15 protein-coding genes are annotated in these 16,980 nt (G+C 22.9%); 2 read left to right on the top strand and 13 right to left on the bottom strand.

The genetic code is table 11. The annotated features are described in order from the left end of the window. Positions 1–72: 72 nt before the first annotated feature. From yidC to rpmH, 3 genes are all read right to left on the bottom strand, one after another. On the bottom strand, positions 73–1,689 hold the full coding sequence (gene yidC / locus D9V65_RS00070; RefSeq protein WP_158341567.1) for a membrane protein insertase YidC: 1,617 nt from the start codon (positions 1,687–1,689) through the stop codon (positions 73–75). 218 nt (positions 1,690–1,907) lie between these two features. Beyond that, a complete protein-coding gene (gene rnpA / locus D9V65_RS00065; RefSeq protein WP_158341566.1) occupies positions 1,908–2,252 on the bottom strand; it encodes a ribonuclease P protein component in 345 nt (114 codons plus the stop codon). An 11-nt stretch (positions 2,253–2,263) separates the two neighbouring features. Continuing rightward, positions 2,264–2,407, bottom strand: a complete 144-nt coding sequence (gene rpmH / locus D9V65_RS00060; protein ID WP_158341565.1) for a 50S ribosomal protein L34 — start codon at positions 2,405–2,407, stop codon at positions 2,264–2,266. A gap of 1,096 nt (positions 2,408–3,503) precedes the next feature. On the opposite strand from rpmH, the gene dnaN reads away from it, so the two are divergent. After that, positions 3,504–4,610, top strand: coding sequence for a DNA polymerase III subunit beta (dnaN, locus tag D9V65_RS00055; protein ID WP_158341564.1), 1,107 nt, complete (start codon positions 3,504–3,506; stop codon positions 4,608–4,610). A gap of 225 nt (positions 4,611–4,835) precedes the next feature. After that, entirely contained in the window at positions 4,836–7,250 is a 2,415-nt protein-coding gene (gene gyrB / locus D9V65_RS00050; RefSeq protein WP_158341563.1) for a DNA topoisomerase (ATP-hydrolyzing) subunit B, read from the top strand. 167 nt (positions 7,251–7,417) lie between these two features. Here gyrB and atpC read toward each other — a convergent pair whose 3' ends face one another. The 10 genes from atpC to mnmG all read right to left on the bottom strand — a co-directional run bounded on the left by atpC (position 7,418) and on the right by mnmG (position 16,726). Continuing rightward, positions 7,418–7,825, bottom strand: coding sequence for an ATP synthase F1 subunit epsilon (atpC, locus tag D9V65_RS00045; protein ID WP_158341562.1), 408 nt, complete (start codon positions 7,823–7,825; stop codon positions 7,418–7,420). A 112-nt stretch (positions 7,826–7,937) separates the two neighbouring features. Beyond that, entirely contained in the window at positions 7,938–9,338 is a 1,401-nt protein-coding gene (gene atpD, locus D9V65_RS00040; RefSeq protein WP_158341561.1) for a F0F1 ATP synthase subunit beta, read from the bottom strand. A 23-nt stretch (positions 9,339–9,361) separates the two neighbouring features. Beyond that, positions 9,362–10,231 carry an ATP synthase F1 subunit gamma gene (gene atpG, locus D9V65_RS00035; protein WP_158341560.1) on the bottom strand — a complete coding sequence of 290 codons (870 nt, stop codon included), beginning with the start codon at positions 10,229–10,231 and terminating at the stop codon, positions 9,362–9,364. Positions 10,232–10,275: 44 nt separating this feature from the next. Continuing rightward, positions 10,276–11,817 carry a F0F1 ATP synthase subunit alpha gene (atpA, locus tag D9V65_RS00030; protein ID WP_158341559.1) on the bottom strand — a complete coding sequence of 514 codons (1,542 nt, stop codon included), beginning with the start codon at positions 11,815–11,817 and terminating at the stop codon, positions 10,276–10,278. Positions 11,818–11,831: 14 nt separating this feature from the next. Beyond that, entirely contained in the window at positions 11,832–12,188 is a 357-nt protein-coding gene (atpH, locus tag D9V65_RS02405; protein ID WP_410049986.1) for an ATP synthase F1 subunit delta, read from the bottom strand. Between the two features lie 44 nt (positions 12,189–12,232). Next, positions 12,233–12,364, bottom strand: a complete 132-nt coding sequence (locus tag D9V65_RS02390; RefSeq protein ID WP_261978536.1) for a hypothetical protein — start codon at positions 12,362–12,364, stop codon at positions 12,233–12,235. Positions 12,365–12,376: 12 nt separating this feature from the next. Beyond that, positions 12,377–12,850 carry a F0F1 ATP synthase subunit B gene (gene atpF / locus D9V65_RS00020; RefSeq protein WP_158341558.1) on the bottom strand — a complete coding sequence of 158 codons (474 nt, stop codon included), beginning with the start codon at positions 12,848–12,850 and terminating at the stop codon, positions 12,377–12,379. Between the two features lie 128 nt (positions 12,851–12,978). Next, entirely contained in the window at positions 12,979–13,218 is a 240-nt protein-coding gene (gene atpE / locus D9V65_RS00015) for a F0F1 ATP synthase subunit C (RefSeq protein ID WP_158341557.1), read from the bottom strand. A 44-nt stretch (positions 13,219–13,262) separates the two neighbouring features. Beyond that, positions 13,263–14,081: a F0F1 ATP synthase subunit A gene (gene atpB, locus D9V65_RS00010; RefSeq protein WP_158341556.1), complete on the bottom strand. Its 819-nt coding sequence runs from the start codon at positions 14,079–14,081 to the stop codon at positions 13,263–13,265. Between the two features lie 773 nt (positions 14,082–14,854). Continuing rightward, positions 14,855–16,726 (bottom strand): tRNA uridine-5-carboxymethylaminomethyl(34) synthesis enzyme MnmG, encoded by a 1,872-nt coding sequence (gene mnmG, locus D9V65_RS00005; RefSeq protein ID WP_158341555.1) that lies wholly within the window; start codon positions 16,724–16,726, stop codon positions 14,855–14,857. Between the last annotated feature and the right edge of the window lie 254 nt (positions 16,727–16,980).

Genomic DNA, 16,980 nt, shown 5'->3' with positions numbered 1-16,980 from the left:
TATATTTATAAAATTTTTTAGTTATTTTGTTTAGATAAGATTAATATTTAATTTTTATACATAAGTTTATTATTAATTTTTTAATTTATTTAAAATAAATTTTTGTTGAATAATTGTGATTAAGTTATTAACTGTATAGTATAAAACTAAACCAGATGGGAAACATAAAAAGAAGCAAGTTAATATTATAGGTATAAGTAGAGTATATTTTGATTGAATAGAATTTGAATTATTAGTATTTGATATTTTCTGAATATAAAACATAGTTAATCCCATAAAGATTGGAAGTACGAAATATGGGTCTTTAGAAGATAAATCATTAATCCATAATATAAAATTAGCATGTCTTAGTTCTACTGACGCTACTAACATAGTATACAGAGATAGAAATAACGGCATTTGAAGTAATGTTGGAATAAAACTTCTGATAGGATTTATTTGTTCTGTATTATATAAAGATATAATCTTTTCATTGAGTTTTTTTTTATTATTTTTATATTTTTTTTTTATTTCTTCAATTTTTGGTTGTAATGAACGGAATTTTTCTGAAGAGATATATTGAACTTTAGTTAAAGGATACATTATAGTTCGAATAGTTAATGTTGTTAAAATAATAGCCCAACCCCAATTATTAACTAATTTGAAAAAGAAATTCAATAGTTTAAATAACGGTTTGGCAAAAAACCATAAATATCCATAATCTACAGTAAAGTCTAAGTATGGAGCTATATGCTTCATTTCTTTTTGAATTTCCGGTCCAACCCACAATGAAGATGATATTTTATGGCAAAAATTTTTGTTTATAGGTACTAAGTCTGACTGACAATTTATAGAAACTTGATTTTTTTTTATAGTTTTTTTAAAAAAAATATTATTTTCTTTATTACTAGGAATCCATGCTGTACAAAAATATTGTTGAATCATAGCTATCCAACCATTTTTTGTATGTATTATTGAAGTATTGTGTGTTTTTATATCTTCAAAACTTTTTTTTTGAAATTTATGCATGTCGCTAGAGTAGGCTGATCCTCTATATGTATTTTTAGAGAAGATAGAGTTATAGTTAAAATTTGTATTTTGAATATTTATATTTTGTTGTAATTTATTAAGTGTAGATATATTTATATTTTTATTATAGTTATATATGTTATATTCTACTTTTATTCTATAATCTCCTTTATTAAGGATAAAAGTTTTAATATATAGTGAATGATTTTTACTTTCCCAAATTAATGGTATATATTTTTTGTTTTTATCTAAGTTTTTTAAATAAAAAAAATTTTTATCTATTTTGTAAACTGGTTTGTCCTTACAGTTGATAGAACTATCTGGGCTATCATTTCCTATTATTTTACTATTTGCTTGGTATATAAAATTTGATTTTTTTGTTAATAATTCAAACGGTTTATTTGAGTTTAGTTCTTTTTTATATTTAAGTAGAGATACTTTTTCAATGTTTCCTCCTATAGTATTTATAGAAGCACAAATAACATCATTTTTAAGATAAATAATATTTTTTTTTTCCGAATTTTTTAAAATACATGTATTTTTTTTTGTTATGTTATTTTCATAGTTTAATATTGTTTTATTTTTTATAAAATTTTGAGAAAAATAATTTTTGTATATTTGAAAAGAATATAAAATTATACATAAAAACATTAGAATAAAAATATTACGTTTTAAATGCATTAGAAACGTTCTCTTTTTTATGAACAGATAATAATATAACTTAACATATGTATAAAGTACTATTGTTATAGTAGTTTGTGAAATATATAATATGTTTATTTAGTTGATAAATTATAATGTGTATGACATTAGTATGTAATTGTATACATTTTTTTAAATAGTATTTATTAATATAAGAAAATGTAAGGTGTATTGAAATTAATTTATAATTTTAATGTTTAACAATACCTTAACCAAAGATTTTTTAGTGCTTTTATTAAATCACGGTTTGACTGTTTATGTATATTTTTTTGATTAATTACAACTACGAAATCCATAGAAATTAATTTATATTGTATGAGTCTAAAACTTTCTCTAATTAGTCTTTTTATATTATTTCTCTTATTAGATAGTTTAATTTTTTTTCGACTAATACTACACCCTAAACGAGGATAACCAAGTTTGTTTAAAGATCCTAAAATACTAAATTTTTTATTGCTTACTCTATAGTGATTAGAAAAAACTCGATTAAAATCAATAGATTTTAATAATCTTTTTTGTTTAGATAAGGAAAGTAAAATCATAAAAAATAATTTTATTTAGAAGAAACAGTAAGTTGAATACGCGATTTTGATCTTCTTCTAGACAGAATTGCTCTTCCATTTTTTGTAGACATTCTATTTCTAAATCCATGTGTTTTGTTTCGTTTTAAAATAGAAGGTTGAAAAGTTCTTTTCATAGTTTTATCTCTTTTTTTATATGAAAATTAAGTAATATTTTTTTTGAGTAATGTTATTTTAAAAGTTATGTATGTTTTAGTTCTATTATGATTAATATTCAATATAATGCATATCTAGGAATATATTTACATCAATTAAGAATATTTATTGTTTAATATTTTTTAAATATATAGTTATACATAAATATTATTACATTTTTGTAAAAATTGACATAATTATATTTATAACAATTTATTTTTAGGATATATAACCAATAATATTTAGAGTATGTTGTGTATTGAGATAATAAAGTTGTTTTTATTTTCTTAAAAATAAATTATTTTATGTACTGATTATATATATTAAGAAAAAATTGATTTAATAAGTGAATAATTTAATTGTTATTTTTAATTATAAATTATAGAGTTTTAGAATTAAACAATAGTTATTAAACTTTAAGTTGTATTATTAATACTACTTTTATTTATAGTAATAAAAAAATATTTCTATAATTTAGAAAATTAATTATATGTAAACAATTTAAATATATTAAATTAACTTTTAATTATTAAGACTGATGTATCATATGTTTAAAATAAATTTTCTATATAAAATTTACAAAATTAATAACTTTATTTATAAGTAAAAATAATGAATTAATTTAATTAATTGAATAAAATTATTATTTTTTAAAATATTCAAATATATACATTAGGAATACAATATACTGCATATTGTATATATATAAAAGTATAAAAATATGAGTTTAATATAAAAAATATACAGAATATGGACTATTAATTTATCTATGTAAAAAATATGTATATATTTATATAAATATGTTTAATATTTTAAAATAGAGTAAATATTAATAACCATTATAATTATTTTAATAATAAATAACATTATATAAATAAATATATTTTATATGATTTAAATTAACTGTTTATAACATATACAATATTTTTGTAGATTTTTAGATTTTATATAAAAGTATTTAATACCTAGGTATAAGTAATAGTTAAAATTGTTCGTATAAAAAACAAATTATAATTAGTTAAAAAAAAATGTTAAATTATCAATAATTATTATTAAGAGTTTACTTTTATTATAAATATGAAATTAACTATACATAGAGACTTATTATTATCTTCAGTAAAAAAAGTCATATCCATTGTTGCTAAAAACCCAACAATGGTGGTAATTGAAAATATATTAATAAAATTACAGTATAATAGACTAGTGTTAATTAGTACCAATTTAGATATAGAAATAACTTCTATAATTAATTCATTTTCAAGTACGTTAAACTTCGAATTTATTACGTCCGGACGTAAATTGTTAGAAATATGTAGAGTTTTTCCAAAAGATTCAAAAATGTGCATAAGAATTAAAAAAAATAGTAACAGAATTGTTATAAATTATAAAAATAGTTATTTTAAATTATGTACTATGTCTTCAGAAAATTTTCCGTTGTTTAAAGATATAAAAAAATCCATCCATTTTTCTATTTCTAAAGAAACGTTTCGATATTTAGTTGAATCTATAGTTTTTTCTATGGGAAATAATGATATACGGCATTATTTGAATGGAATGCTTTTTTTATATAAAGATAATAAATTAGAAACGGTTGCTACAGATGGACATAGAATGGCACTAGTAAGTATAGAAAAAGAATTAAACATATCTAATTTTTCTATTATAATTTCCAGAAAAGCTATTTTAGAAATAATTAAAATCGTAAAGGAAAATAAAGGTTCAATGGTTTTTAATATCGATTATAAAAATATTTTTATACAAGTAAATAATACAATTTTAAAATCAAAACTAATTGATGGAAAATTTCCAAATTATACTAATTTAGTGTTAAATAATTTTTGTTCTAAAATAGAAATTAACACAAAGTTATTAAAATTAATATTATCTAGAGCTTTGATTTTATCTGATGAACAGTTTAATGGAGTACATATTTCAATTAATGATAATAAATTAATTATAGTTGCGAAAAATTCTTTTAATGAAATATCTAAAGAATTTATAGAAATTAATTATTCAGGTAATCCTATAGAATTTGGAGTTAATGTAAAATATATGTTGGATGTATTAAATGTTATTTTGGGAGAGAATATAATAATTTTTTTGAATAATCCTATTAATAATATTCATATTCAAGATAAGGCAGATTCTAATTTAATATATATTATTATGCCTTTAATATTGTAATAAATTATGTTTTGTATATTAATTAATGAAGTAAAATAAAAACAAATTATTTCTAGTAAAAAGTATAATAATTAATATATTTACTGTTTTTCTAATTTTCACTAATTTAGTAAAAGATGAAATTTAGAAATAGTATGTATATTTAGTTTATGTATCATTTTGTTAAGTTAATTTTAGTTTTATAAACAATGATGTTTGGTTACTTAAATAATAATAAGGATTTTTATGACAAGCTTGTATAATTCATCAAATATAAAAATTTTGAAAGGATTAGATGCTGTAAAGAAACGTCCTGGTATGTACATTGGAAATACTGATGATGGAAGCGGTTTACATCATATGGTTTTTGAAGTAGTTGATAATTCTATAGATGAAGCTTTAGCTGGATATTGTAAAGAAATTAATGTAAAAATGCATGTTGATAATTCTATATCTGTTAAAGATAATGGAAGAGGAATTCCTGTAGATATTCATCCAGAAGTAGGAGTATCCGCTGCAGAAGTAATAATGACAGTATTACATGCAGGAGGAAAATTTGATGATAGTTCTTATAAAGTTTCAGGAGGATTGCATGGGGTTGGAGTTTCAGTTGTTAATGCATTATCAGAGAAATTGGAACTTACTATTTACAGAGATAAGAAAATATTTAAACAGACATACCGTAATGGTATTCCAAATAATAATTTATTAGAAGTAGGAATTACAAAAAAAACAGGAACTAAAATTCGGTTTTGGCCTAGTAATAAAATTTTTTCAAATATTTTTAAATTTCAATTTAGTATATTATCTAATAGATTACGTCAACTTTCTTTTTTAAATTCAGGAGTAAGTATATATTTAAAAAATGTAAAAAAAAAAATGCATGAGCATTATTTTGCTAAAGGTGGTATAAAAGCTTTTGTAAAATATTTAAATAAAAAAAAAAAAAATATTCATGGAAAGATGTTTTATTTTTCATCTAAAAAATATAATACAAAGGTTGAAATAGCTATGCAGTGGAACAATTCTTTTAAAGAAAATATAAATTGTTTTACAAATAATGTACCTCAACCAAATGGTGGAACTCATTTAGCTGGATTTCGATCAGCTATGACGAGAACTTTAAATAGTTACATTGAAAAAGAAGGTTATTTAAAAAGAAATAAAGTTAATACAACTGGTGATGATGCGAGAGAAGGATTAGTTGCAGTGATTTCAATAAAATCTTCAAATCCAAAATTTTCTTCTCAAACAAAGGATAAACTAATATCTTCAGAAGTAAAATCTGCAGTAGAGTCGTTAATGAATGAATATTTTTTAGAATTTTTATTAGAAAATCCTAATGATGCTAAAATAATAGTTAATAAAGTATTAGAAGCGGCAAGAGCTCGTGAAGCTGCAAAGCGTGCGAGAGAAATGACTCGTAGAAAAAACATTTTAGATTTAACTGGATTACCAGGAAAATTATCTGATTGTCAAGAAAAAGATCCGTCTTTGTCTGAAATATATTTAGTGGAAGGAGATTCAGCTGGAGGATCAGCAAAGCAAGGTAGAAATCGTAATAATCAAGCTATTCTTCCTTTAAAAGGCAAAATTTTAAATGTACAAAAAGCAAAGTTTGAAAAAATGCTTTCTTCTCAAGAAGTAGCTACGTTAATTACTGCATTAGGATGTGGAATCGGAAAAAATGAATACAATCCAAAAAAATTGCGTTATCACCGAATTATTATTATGACTGATGCTGATGTAGACGGTTCTCATATTAGAACTTTATTATTGACTTTTTTTTATCGACAAATGCCAGAATTAATAGATAAAGGATATATATATATAGCTCAACCTCCATTGTATAAAGTAAAAAAAGGGAATAAAGAAAAATACATTAAAGATGATATAGAAATGCAAGAGTTTCAATTTAATACAGCATTAGAAAATGTAGTATTATCTAATAATTTAAATGTATTACAGATCGATAAAAATGGGAATCATGAATTAAAAAAATTTTTTAAAAGGTATTTAAAAATTCAAAAATTGATAAATATGTCTAATTTAAATGCTCCTCATAGTGTTTTAAATGCATTATTACATCAAAAGTGCTGTAACAGAAAAAAAGAGTTAAAAACATATCAATGGACTATGAGTTTAACTAAATATTTAAATATAAGAAATACAGGGAATATTTATTATTCTGGAATAGTAAAAAAAAATGTAGATAATGCTAATTATAAACCTATATTAAAAATTTTTGAGTATGGAAAAATTAAATATTGTGAGTTAGACGAATCTTTTTTTAATAGTAAATTATATGAAGATATTTATTTATTTAGCAAACAATTAAGATTTTTCATTAAAAATAAATTTGTTATTCGAGATAATAAAGAAGAATATTTAATCGAAGATTTTGAAAAAGTTTTATTTATGTTATTTCAAAGATCTCAAAAAAATATTTACATACAAAGGTATAAGGGATTAGGAGAAATGAATCCAGATCAGTTGTGGAATACAACTATGAATCCTAAAACTAGACGTATGTTAAAAATTAGAGTAGAAGATGCAAAATCAGCAGATAAATTATTTACTGTTTTAATGGGGGATGTTGTTGAACCGCGTAGAGCTTTTATAGAATTAAACGCATTGAAGGCTAAAAATATTGATATTTAGATAGATAAAAAAATGTTTTTAATATAGATCAATATTTGCTTTGTATTTTGTATATATAAATCTTAAATTTTGATAAATACTAAATAAAAAGAATTAGTCTAATTAAACGGTAGGCTAAAACAATTTCCTACCGTAAAATAATAAAGAACTATAAAAAATAATAATTCTTATATATTACTAATATTTAGTAATTTTAATTGAGCTAATTGTTTTTCTAATTCATGTAACATTTTTATTTTTTTTGAAAATAATTGAGTGTTATTTATATATTTTTTTATAATAAAAATATTTTTTTTAGTTTTTTCTGCATCTATATCTTTTTTTTGTAGTACTGTTTTTCCTAAAATAGTTATTAAAAATGGTTGTACTTCTAATATTCCTGAAGATATATATATATTTTTTATAGTATTATTACTTTTTGTAATGGATATAATCCCAGGTTTAATAGTTGTAAGAAGAGGAGTGTGTTGAGGATATATATTTAATCCTCCTTCAATTCCAGGTACTTTAATTGATTTTATTTTTTCACAAATATTCTTGTGTGTCATAGACACTAAGTTTAGATGCAATTCCATACTAATTTCTCATTTTGATTTATAACTATATAATTTTTATATAGAAATATATACTTTTTAAGTACATAAATTGTAGTTTTTACAATATAAGGAATATGTATAATATATGAGATTACAATAGTTTAGATTTTTTTATTGCTTCTTCAATAGATCCAACCATGTAAAAAGATTGTTCAGGTAAATGATCTAGTTCTCCTGTAATAATTTTATTAAAACCCAAAATACTATTTTTTAAGCTTACATATTTTCCAGGATATCCAGTAAAAATTTCTGCTACAAAAAAAGGTTGAGAAAGAAAACGTTGTATTTTTCGAGCTCTACTGACAACAGTTTTGTCTTTTTCAGAAAGTTCGTCTATTCCTAGAATTGCTATGATATCTCTTAGTTCTTGATATCGTTGTAAAATTGTTCTTACAGAGTTAGCTGTTTGGTAGTGTTTTTTTCCTATTATAGCTGGATCTAACTGACGACTAGTAGAACTTAAAGGATCTACTGCTGGATATATTCCAAGAGACGCTATTTGACGGCTAAGAGTGATAGTAGAGTCCAAATGTGAAAAAGTGGTAGCTGGAGAAGGATCAGTAAGATCGTCAGCTGGAACGTATACAGCTTGTATAGAAGTAATAGAACCTTTTTTTGTTGATGTAATCCGTTCTTGTAAAATTCCCATTTCTTCAGATAAAGTAGGTTGGTATCCTACAGCAGAAGGTATTCTTCCTAAAAGAGCAGATACTTCAGTTCCAGCTAGAGTAAAACGGTATATATTATCAATAAATAACAATACATCTTTCCCATCGTGTCTAAATTTTTCGGCTAAAGTTAATCCTGTCAAAGCCACTCTTAATCTATTGCCAGGAGGTTCATTCATTTGTCCATATACAAGTGCTACTTTGTCTAATACAGAAGAATCTTTCATTTCTTTGTAAAAATCACTTCCTTCTCGTATTCTTTCTCCAACTCCTGTAAATACAGAGTATCCATGATGTTCTGTAGCAATATTTCTAATTAATTCCATCATATTAACAGTTTTTCCAACTCCAGCTCCGCCAAACAGTCCGACTTTTCCTCCTTTAGAAAAAGGACACATTAAATCTATTACTTTAATGCCTGTTTCTAAAATTTCTTGAGATGTAGATTGTTCAATATATTTTGGTGCTGGTCTATGAATATCCCATCTTTCTAAATTAAGATTTTTATCTTTTGTTTGTATAGGTCCTTTTTCGTCAATAGGTTCTCCTAAAACATTAATAATACGTCCAAGTAAAGATTCTCCTACTGGAACCTGTATACAATGGTTTAAATTTTTTACTTTTAATCCACGTTTAAAACCATCAGAAGATCCCATAGCAATAGTTCTAACAATTCCACTCCCTAAGTGTTGTTGTACTTCTAGAACTAATTTTCTTTTTGCAGTATCTACTTGCAGAGCATGATATATTTTTGGAACAAATTTAGATGAAAACTTTACATCTATCACTGCACCAATTATTTGGATTATTACACCAGTTTTCATATTATATGACCTATATATATAGATTAATCTACATTTATTGTAGATGCACCTGAAATAATTTCAATAAGTTCTTGAGTAATACTAGATTGACGAGTTTTATTATATTCTAATTCTAAGTTTGTTATTATATTGTTGCTATTATCATTGGCTGTTTTCATAGCTAGCATACGTGCTGAATGTTCGCTAGATAGATTATTTAAAATTGTTTGGTATATCATTATTTCCACATAGTGATGCAATAATTGATTTAAAGTTTCTTTATTGTGTGGTTCGTAGATATAATCCCAATTATTTGTTTCATTTTTTTTTTTTTCTTGTTGTACAGGTAATAATTGTATGATTGTAGGAGTATAAAAAACAGTATTTTTATATTTATTGTATGCGATTAAGATTTGATCAATTTTTTTGTCAATATATTCTTGTAAAAAGTTATTATAGTAGGTTTTATATTCAGAAAAAGTTAAATTTTCTTCTATTTTTTGAAAATTAAAAACACTTTCTTTAAAAAGAGTATTTAAATTGTAAAATGCTTTTTCTCCAAATATGTTTAATTTTACATTGATACCATTTTCTTCATATTTTTTTATAGTATTTATCACTGTTTTTAATAAATTGTTATTTAAACTTCCGCATAGTCCTTTATTACTAGAAATAATTATAATACCTACATTCTCCACTTTTCTAGTTTTTAAAAATGAATGTTTGAATTCTAGACTTCCTTTTTTTAAATTATCAATTATTATTTGAATAGCATTTAAGTAAGGACGCATTGAATTAATTTTTAACTGATTTTTTTTTAATTTTATATTTGATATCGTTTCCATAGCTTTTGTTATTTTTTGCGTATTTTTCACACTATAAATTTTATTTTTAATTTCTTTAGTACAAAGCATTATAAATTCCTTTCTTTGTAAAATTTAGAAAGTAAATAGAAATATTAAATAGATTTCCAAGAAGTAGATTTTTTAAATAGTTTAATACAATTAATTACATTAGATTCGATTTCAGAGTTATATAATCCTTTAGATCCAATTATATCTGATAATTCTTTATAATATGTTCTAAAATAAGTAAGAATTAGTGATTCAAATATACGAATTTTATTTACTTCTATATCGTTTAATAAATTTTTTTCTGCTGCTATTAAAAGAATAGCTTGTTCTTGGACACTTAAAGGATTATGTTGATCTTGTTTTAGAAGTTCAATAAGTTTTTGTCCGTAAATCAATTGATTTTTAGTAGAAATATCTAAATCAGATGAGAATTGTGAAAAAGAAGCTAATTCTCTATATTGAGCTAATGAAGTTCGAATATTACTAGCAAATTTTTTTATAATATTACTTTGAGCAGCTGCACCAACTCTAGATACTGAAATTCCTGGATTAATTGCAGGTCTAATTCCTGCATTAAAAAGATTTGATTCTAAAAATATTTGACCGTCTGTGATAGAAATAATATTTGTAGGAATAAAAGAAGAAATATCTCCAGCTTGAGTTTCAACTATAGGAAGAGCTGTTAATGAACCTATTTTTTTAACTCCTGTTTTTTTTTCTACATATTCTTTTGTAACACAAGAAGATCTTTCTAACAATCTAGAATGAAGGTAAAATATATCTCCAGGAAAAGCTTCTCTTCCCGGAGGTCTTCTTAGTAATAGAGACATTTGGCGATATGCAATAGCATGTTTAGATAAGTCATCATATATAATTAGTGCATCTTCTCCTTTGTTTCTAAAAAATTCACCCATAGCACATCCAGAATATGGAGCTAAATATTGTAATACAGCTGCTTCTGAAGAAGATGAGGATACTATAATAGTATAGTCTAAAGCGTTATACTTTTCTAAAGTTGTGACTACGTTAAGTATAGTAGATAATTTTTTTCCTATTGCTACATAAATACATTTTATGTTTTCTTTTTTTTGATTAATAATAGTATCTATTGCTAGAGTAGTTTTTCCTGTTTGTCTATCTCCTATAATAAGTTCGCGTTGACCTTTTCCTATAGGAGTCATAGTATCAATAGATTTGTATCCAGTTTGCAATGGTTTTATAATAGGAGACCTATCTATAACTCCTGGTGCAGTTGTTTCTATTTTAAAAAAATTTTCATGTTTTATTTTTCCTTTACCGTCAATTGGTTCTCCTAAACTATTAACAACTCTTCCTAAAAAGTTATTTCCAACAGGAACTTCTAAAATCCTTTGAGTACATTTTACAGTCATACCTTCATATATGTTCGTGAAATCTCCTAATATAACAGCACCTACTGAATCTCTTTCTAAGTTTAAAGCGATACCATATATATCATTTGGAAAAGATAACATTTCTCCTTGCATAACGTCTGACAATCCAATAATCCGGACTATTCCATCTCCTACCGAAACAACTTTTCCTTCATTATATGTTTCATTGAAAGTTTTAAATTTATTTATTCTTTGTTTAATTAAGTCAGTAATTTCACTAGTATTTAAATGCATTAGATGACATCCTTTTATAAAGATAAAAAATTTTTTAAATTTTTTAAATTATTCTTAATAGTTCCATCTATAACGTTATCGTTGATTTTTATTAAAAAACCATCAATTATAGATGGATCAATTAAAAATTTTAAGGTTATTTGGTTAGAAAAACGATTTTTTAAAAAATTTTTGATATTTTGTATATTTTCTTTATTTAACGTTCTTGAAGAAATAACATGAGCGGTTATTAATTTTTTATCTTTATTTACATAGTTAATGAATTCTTTAAATATATTAGGAAGAAGTAAAAATCGCTTATTTTCAGCTATTATTTTTATAAAATTTTTAAATTGTAAAGTAATATAATGTCTAGTAATTAGTAAAAATATTTTTGTAGTATATTTTTCAGATAAAAATATAGATAAATGATAATTTATAGTTTTTTTTTTACAATAAAAGAAGATAAATTAAGCATAGATGTCCATTTAGGTATGCAATTTTTTTCTTTCGCATATTTAAAAGCAGCTTTTGCGTAAATTTTAGATATATTATATTCGATATTCATTATTTTAACCTATTAAGTAAAGTCAGAAAAAAATTTTTTTACTATTTTTTTACTTTTTATTTCATTTACAGAGTTTTGAATAATTTTTTCAGCAATAGATATAGATAAATTAGTTATTTTATGTTTTAAATTTTCAATTTCTTGCTGATATTGTATTTTTATTTGTTTTTTTATTTTTTTAATAGATTCTATTTCTTTTTTTTTTGCTAAATTTTCTGCTTGTTTTAAAATAATATTTTTATTTTTATTGGCTTCGTTAATAATATTGAAAGCTGAAATTTTTGCTTCTTCAATTTTTTTTTTTGCTATTTTTTTAGCAAGGATTAAATCAAGTTTAGCTTGATTAGAAAAAATTAAACCTGCACGGATTTTTTTTTTTCGATTGTTAATAGAATTAATAATAGGTGGCCAGATATATACCATGCAAAAAAATACAAAAAAAATAAAAGAAATAGTTTGTCCAATCATAGTTGCATTTAGATTCATAAATACTATTCCTTATAAAAAATGATTTTAAAGATTTTTATATTTTAAAATTTGAATAATTAACAGCAAAATTACTGCATTAATTTTTAATATTATAATTTATATATAAATATATATTTATAATAAGATTAAGCTACAGAAAATAGCATATATAAAGCTAAACCAACGGTTATCATAGGAATTGCATCTAATAATCCCATAACGATAAAAAACTGAGTTCTTATTAATGGGGTTAAATCAGGTTGTCTAGCTGTTCCTTCTAAAAACTTACCCCCAAGAATACCAATACCAATAGCCGCTCCTATTGCTGATAGTCCAATCATAATAGCTACAGCCATATATATAAAATTAACATTTACATGTTCCATAATTTCCCTCTTTAATTATTTAGTTAAACGTAGGTAAAACTTATCTAATTTTTTTTACATGTTTGTGATAGATAAACAATAGTTAAAACCATGTATATAAATGCTTGTAAAGTTATGACAAGAATATGAAGGATAGCCCAAGGTAAACTAATTGTCCATTGTAACCACCAGGGTATTAAACCAGAAATTAATATGAATATAATTTCTCCTGCATACATATTTCCAAACAATCTTAATCCTAGTGAAATAGGTTGTGATAATAAGCTAATACATTCTAACATTAGATTAAATATATAAAAAATTGGATGAGAAAACGGTTTTGTTGTTAATTCTTTTAAAAAATAGAATAGTCCTTTATTCTTTATATTGTAAAATAAAACCAAGAAAAATATTCCTAAAGACATAGATAATGTAATATTAATGTCAGCAGTTGGAACGATTCTTAAGAAAGGTAATTTTAGTTCATATTGACTTATTAATGGAAATAAATCAACAGGAATTAAATCCATACAATTCATTAGAAATATCCAAGTAAATACTGTTAAAGATAGTGGAGCTATTAACTCATTTTTTTTTTTGAACATGTCTTTAATATTAGATTCAATAAAAGTAATAATTATTTCTATAAAGATCTGCAAATTTTTAGGATTTTCGTTATCGAATGATTTTGATCCTATATAAAAAATTATTAAAAATATAGATCCAAGTAAAAAAGATATAGCTATAGAATCAATATTAATTATCCAAAAAGTATTTTTAATGTCATGAAAATTAACTATTTTAAAAGTATTTAAATTAAGTTGTAAATGATGTAAATGGTGAAGAATATATTCTTTAGAATTGTTGATGTTGTTAAAATCCATAGTTATAAATCCTTGTTTAAACTATATGGAATATTTGTATTAAAATATTTTGTATATTACATAGATCTTTTAATTTGTATATTAATAAATTTAATTAAATTAATGAGTCTATAATAAATTTATTTTAAAAAAATAATTACGATATATAAATATATTGTATTTTATATCGTAATTATTTATTTTTTAAAATAGTGGATAGATAAAAACATCTAGATATTAAAAATGTATTTAAGAGAAATGTAAATATATTTATTAAATATAGTTAATTTTTTAAAGAGATTGTATTTTTAATAGAAATAAATTTTTAAAAAGTCGTAGATGATAAATAGTTATAGATTTTTTATGAAAATTTAATTTATATTAACTGTTAATGCTATTTAAAAAATTTATTAGTATTATAAATATATATAGTATATATGCATGAGAAATATATATATATATATATATATATATAATTTATAGTACGTGAAGATACAGTAAATTATTTTAAATAAATAGTTTATGTAAAGTTAATGAATAATATAAAATATAATATGTATTTAAATAAAAATATGTTTTTGTCAATTTTATCAATTTGCATTTATATATAAGTAAAAAACTATTGTATTTTTGCAATAAAAGTAAAATTCAAATATATACTTTATTAAAGAAAATAAATATTTTTTATTTTAAAAAACATTAAATAGCTTTTAATGTACATAATATATAATTATTATTATAATTTAATTATAAAAAATTGTGAAATTTATTTTAAATGTGTTTAAAAAAATCCTTTATTTAAAAGTTCCACGTTTTATGTGAATTAGTAAAATTGAAATTGTAGCTGGAGTAATTCCAAACGTTCTAGCTGCTTGACTAATAGATGTAGGTTTATGTTTGTTTAGGATTGTTTTTGCTTCATTAGATAATCCCGCTATTGTTTTATAATTAAAAGATGCTGGTAAAGAAAAGTTTTTTTGAAGTTTCTGTTTATTTATTTCTTGATTTTGTCTTTGAATATATCCTGAATATTTTGCATTTATTTCTATTTCTTCGATAGCTTTTTTATTATTGATTCCAGGTTGAAATATATCTAAAGAAATTAGTGTTTTGTAATTTACATCTGGTCTTTTCAATAAGGTTAGACCATTTGTTTTTTTATTTATTATTATTTTTAGATTTTTTTTAACTATTTTATAGGAACAAGGAATTATTATGTTTTTAATTCGTTGTGTTTCTTTTTTTATTATTTCTTTTTTTTTATTATAAGAAATCCATCTATTTTTTTTTATTAATCCTAATTTATAAGCTTTTTCAGTTAGTCTTAAATCAGCGTTATTTTCTCTTAAAATCAATCTATGTTCAGCACGTGAAGTAAACATTCTATATGGTTCTTTTACACCTTGTGTACATAAATCGTCAACTAATACTCCTAAATATGCTTCATGTCTTTTTGGGATCCAATATTTTTTTTTACATACGTTTAGAGCGGCGTTTATTCCTGCTAATATTCCTTGAGCAGCAGCTTCTTCATAACCTGTTGTTCCATTTATTTGCCCAGCCAAAAATAATCCTTTGATTGCTTTACTTTCTAAAGTTAACTTTAAATCTCGTGGATCAAAAAAATCATATTCTACAGCATATCCAAACTGAGTTATTTGAGCATTTTCTAGTCCGCAGATAGAATGAACAAAGTCTTCTTGAACGGTTATAGGTAAACTAGTAGAAATTCCGTTAGGGTAAATTTCGTTAGAATATAATCCTTCTGGTTCTAAAAATATTTGATGACTCAATTTATCAGAAAAACGAACAACTTTATCTTCAATGGAAGGACAATATCGAGGTCCTTTTCCTTTTAAGATGCCTGTATAAATAGGACTGTTATGTAAGTTTTTGTGTATTATCTCATGAGTTTTTTGATTAGTATAAGTTATAAAACAAGATACTTGAGGGAGTATAGGAAATGAAGATGGTTTTATAAAGGAAAAATGAGGAATAGGAACATCGCCTTTTTGTTCGATTAATTTTTCAAAATTAATAGAATCTTTTTTAATCCTTGGGGGCGTTCCAGTTTTTAATCTATTGTTTTTTAGTGGTATCTGAGATAAAAAATTTGCTAATTTAACTGAAGAATGATCTCCTATTCGACCGCCCCATGTTTTTTTAAATCCAGTATATAATTCTCCTTTTAAGAAAGTACCCATAGTTAAAATTGTTGATACGGAATAAATTTTTTCTTGTTTTTCAGTTATTATTCCTAATACAGTATTATTTTTTATAATTAATGCTATAACTTCTCTTTCAATAATACTTAAGTTTTTTTCTTTATCTAATTTTTCTTGAATATACTTTTTATATAAAAATTTGTCAGCTTGAGCTCGTGTAGATCTTACCGCTGGTCCTTTACTAGAATTTAATATTTTAAATTGAATTCCAGAATTATCAATAGCTTTAGCCATAATACCACCTAAAGCGTCTATTTCTTTTACTAAATGGCTTTTTCCTATTCCTCCAATTGCTGGATTACAGGATAAAGCGCCTATAGTGTTTTTATTTTTTGTAATAAGTAAAGTAGAATATCCCATTCTACTAGATGCTAATGACGCTTCAATTCCAGCATGACCACCACCTACAACTATTATTTTAAATGTATTAATTTCTAACATTTTCAACTCCTATTTACAGGATAAAATAGAATATAATAATTATGAATAGGAAACGTATAAAATACGATTTCTTTTATAAAGAATAGTTTCTTTAAATTTATAAGTATTAACTATTATTATTATTAAAATAATAATATGCTGTAATTTTAAAAAAAGATAATAATTATTTTTAATAAATTGATTATATTGAGAAAAATTTTCAATAATTAATTGAACAGAATAAGTAAAATATAGATTTTAAAGTAAAAATAAAA

Origin of the sequence: Buchnera aphidicola (Anoecia oenotherae), assembly GCF_005080765.1 — a bacterium.
Taxonomy (GTDB): Bacteria; Pseudomonadota; Gammaproteobacteria; order Enterobacterales; family Enterobacteriaceae; genus Buchnera_E; species Buchnera_E aphidicola_AB.
The sequence above is the reverse complement of the archived record's forward strand: the minus strand, read 5'-3'. Positions and strand labels throughout refer to the sequence as shown.

Bases quoted from the DNA above. Each gene is read 5' to 3' on its own strand.
- yidC (WP_158341567.1), bottom strand. From the start codon at position 1,689: ATGCATTTAAAACGTAATATTTTTATTCTAATGTTTTTATGTATAATT.
- rnpA (WP_158341566.1), bottom strand. From the start codon at position 2,252: ATGATTTTACTTTCCTTATCTAAACAAAAAAGATTATTAAAATCTATT.
- rpmH (WP_158341565.1), bottom strand. From the start codon at position 2,407: ATGAAAAGAACTTTTCAACCTTCTATTTTAAAACGAAACAAAACACAT.
- dnaN (WP_158341564.1), top strand. From the start codon at position 3,504: ATGAAATTAACTATACATAGAGACTTATTATTATCTTCAGTAAAAAAA.
- gyrB (WP_158341563.1), top strand. From the start codon at position 4,836: ATGACAAGCTTGTATAATTCATCAAATATAAAAATTTTGAAAGGATTA.
- atpC (WP_158341562.1), bottom strand. From the start codon at position 7,825: ATGGAATTGCATCTAAACTTAGTGTCTATGACACACAAGAATATTTGT.
- atpD (WP_158341561.1), bottom strand. From the start codon at position 9,338: ATGAAAACTGGTGTAATAATCCAAATAATTGGTGCAGTGATAGATGTA.
- atpG (WP_158341560.1), bottom strand. From the start codon at position 10,231: ATGCTTTGTACTAAAGAAATTAAAAATAAAATTTATAGTGTGAAAAAT.
- atpA (WP_158341559.1), bottom strand. From the start codon at position 11,817: ATGCATTTAAATACTAGTGAAATTACTGACTTAATTAAACAAAGAATA.
- D9V65_RS02390 (WP_261978536.1), bottom strand. From the start codon at position 12,364: ATGAATATCGAATATAATATATCTAAAATTTACGCAAAAGCTGCTTTT.
- atpF (WP_158341558.1), bottom strand. From the start codon at position 12,850: ATGAATCTAAATGCAACTATGATTGGACAAACTATTTCTTTTATTTTT.
- atpE (WP_158341557.1), bottom strand. From the start codon at position 13,218: ATGGAACATGTAAATGTTAATTTTATATATATGGCTGTAGCTATTATG.
- atpB (WP_158341556.1), bottom strand. From the start codon at position 14,081: ATGGATTTTAACAACATCAACAATTCTAAAGAATATATTCTTCACCAT.
- mnmG (WP_158341555.1), bottom strand. From the start codon at position 16,726: ATGTTAGAAATTAATACATTTAAAATAATAGTTGTAGGTGGTGGTCAT.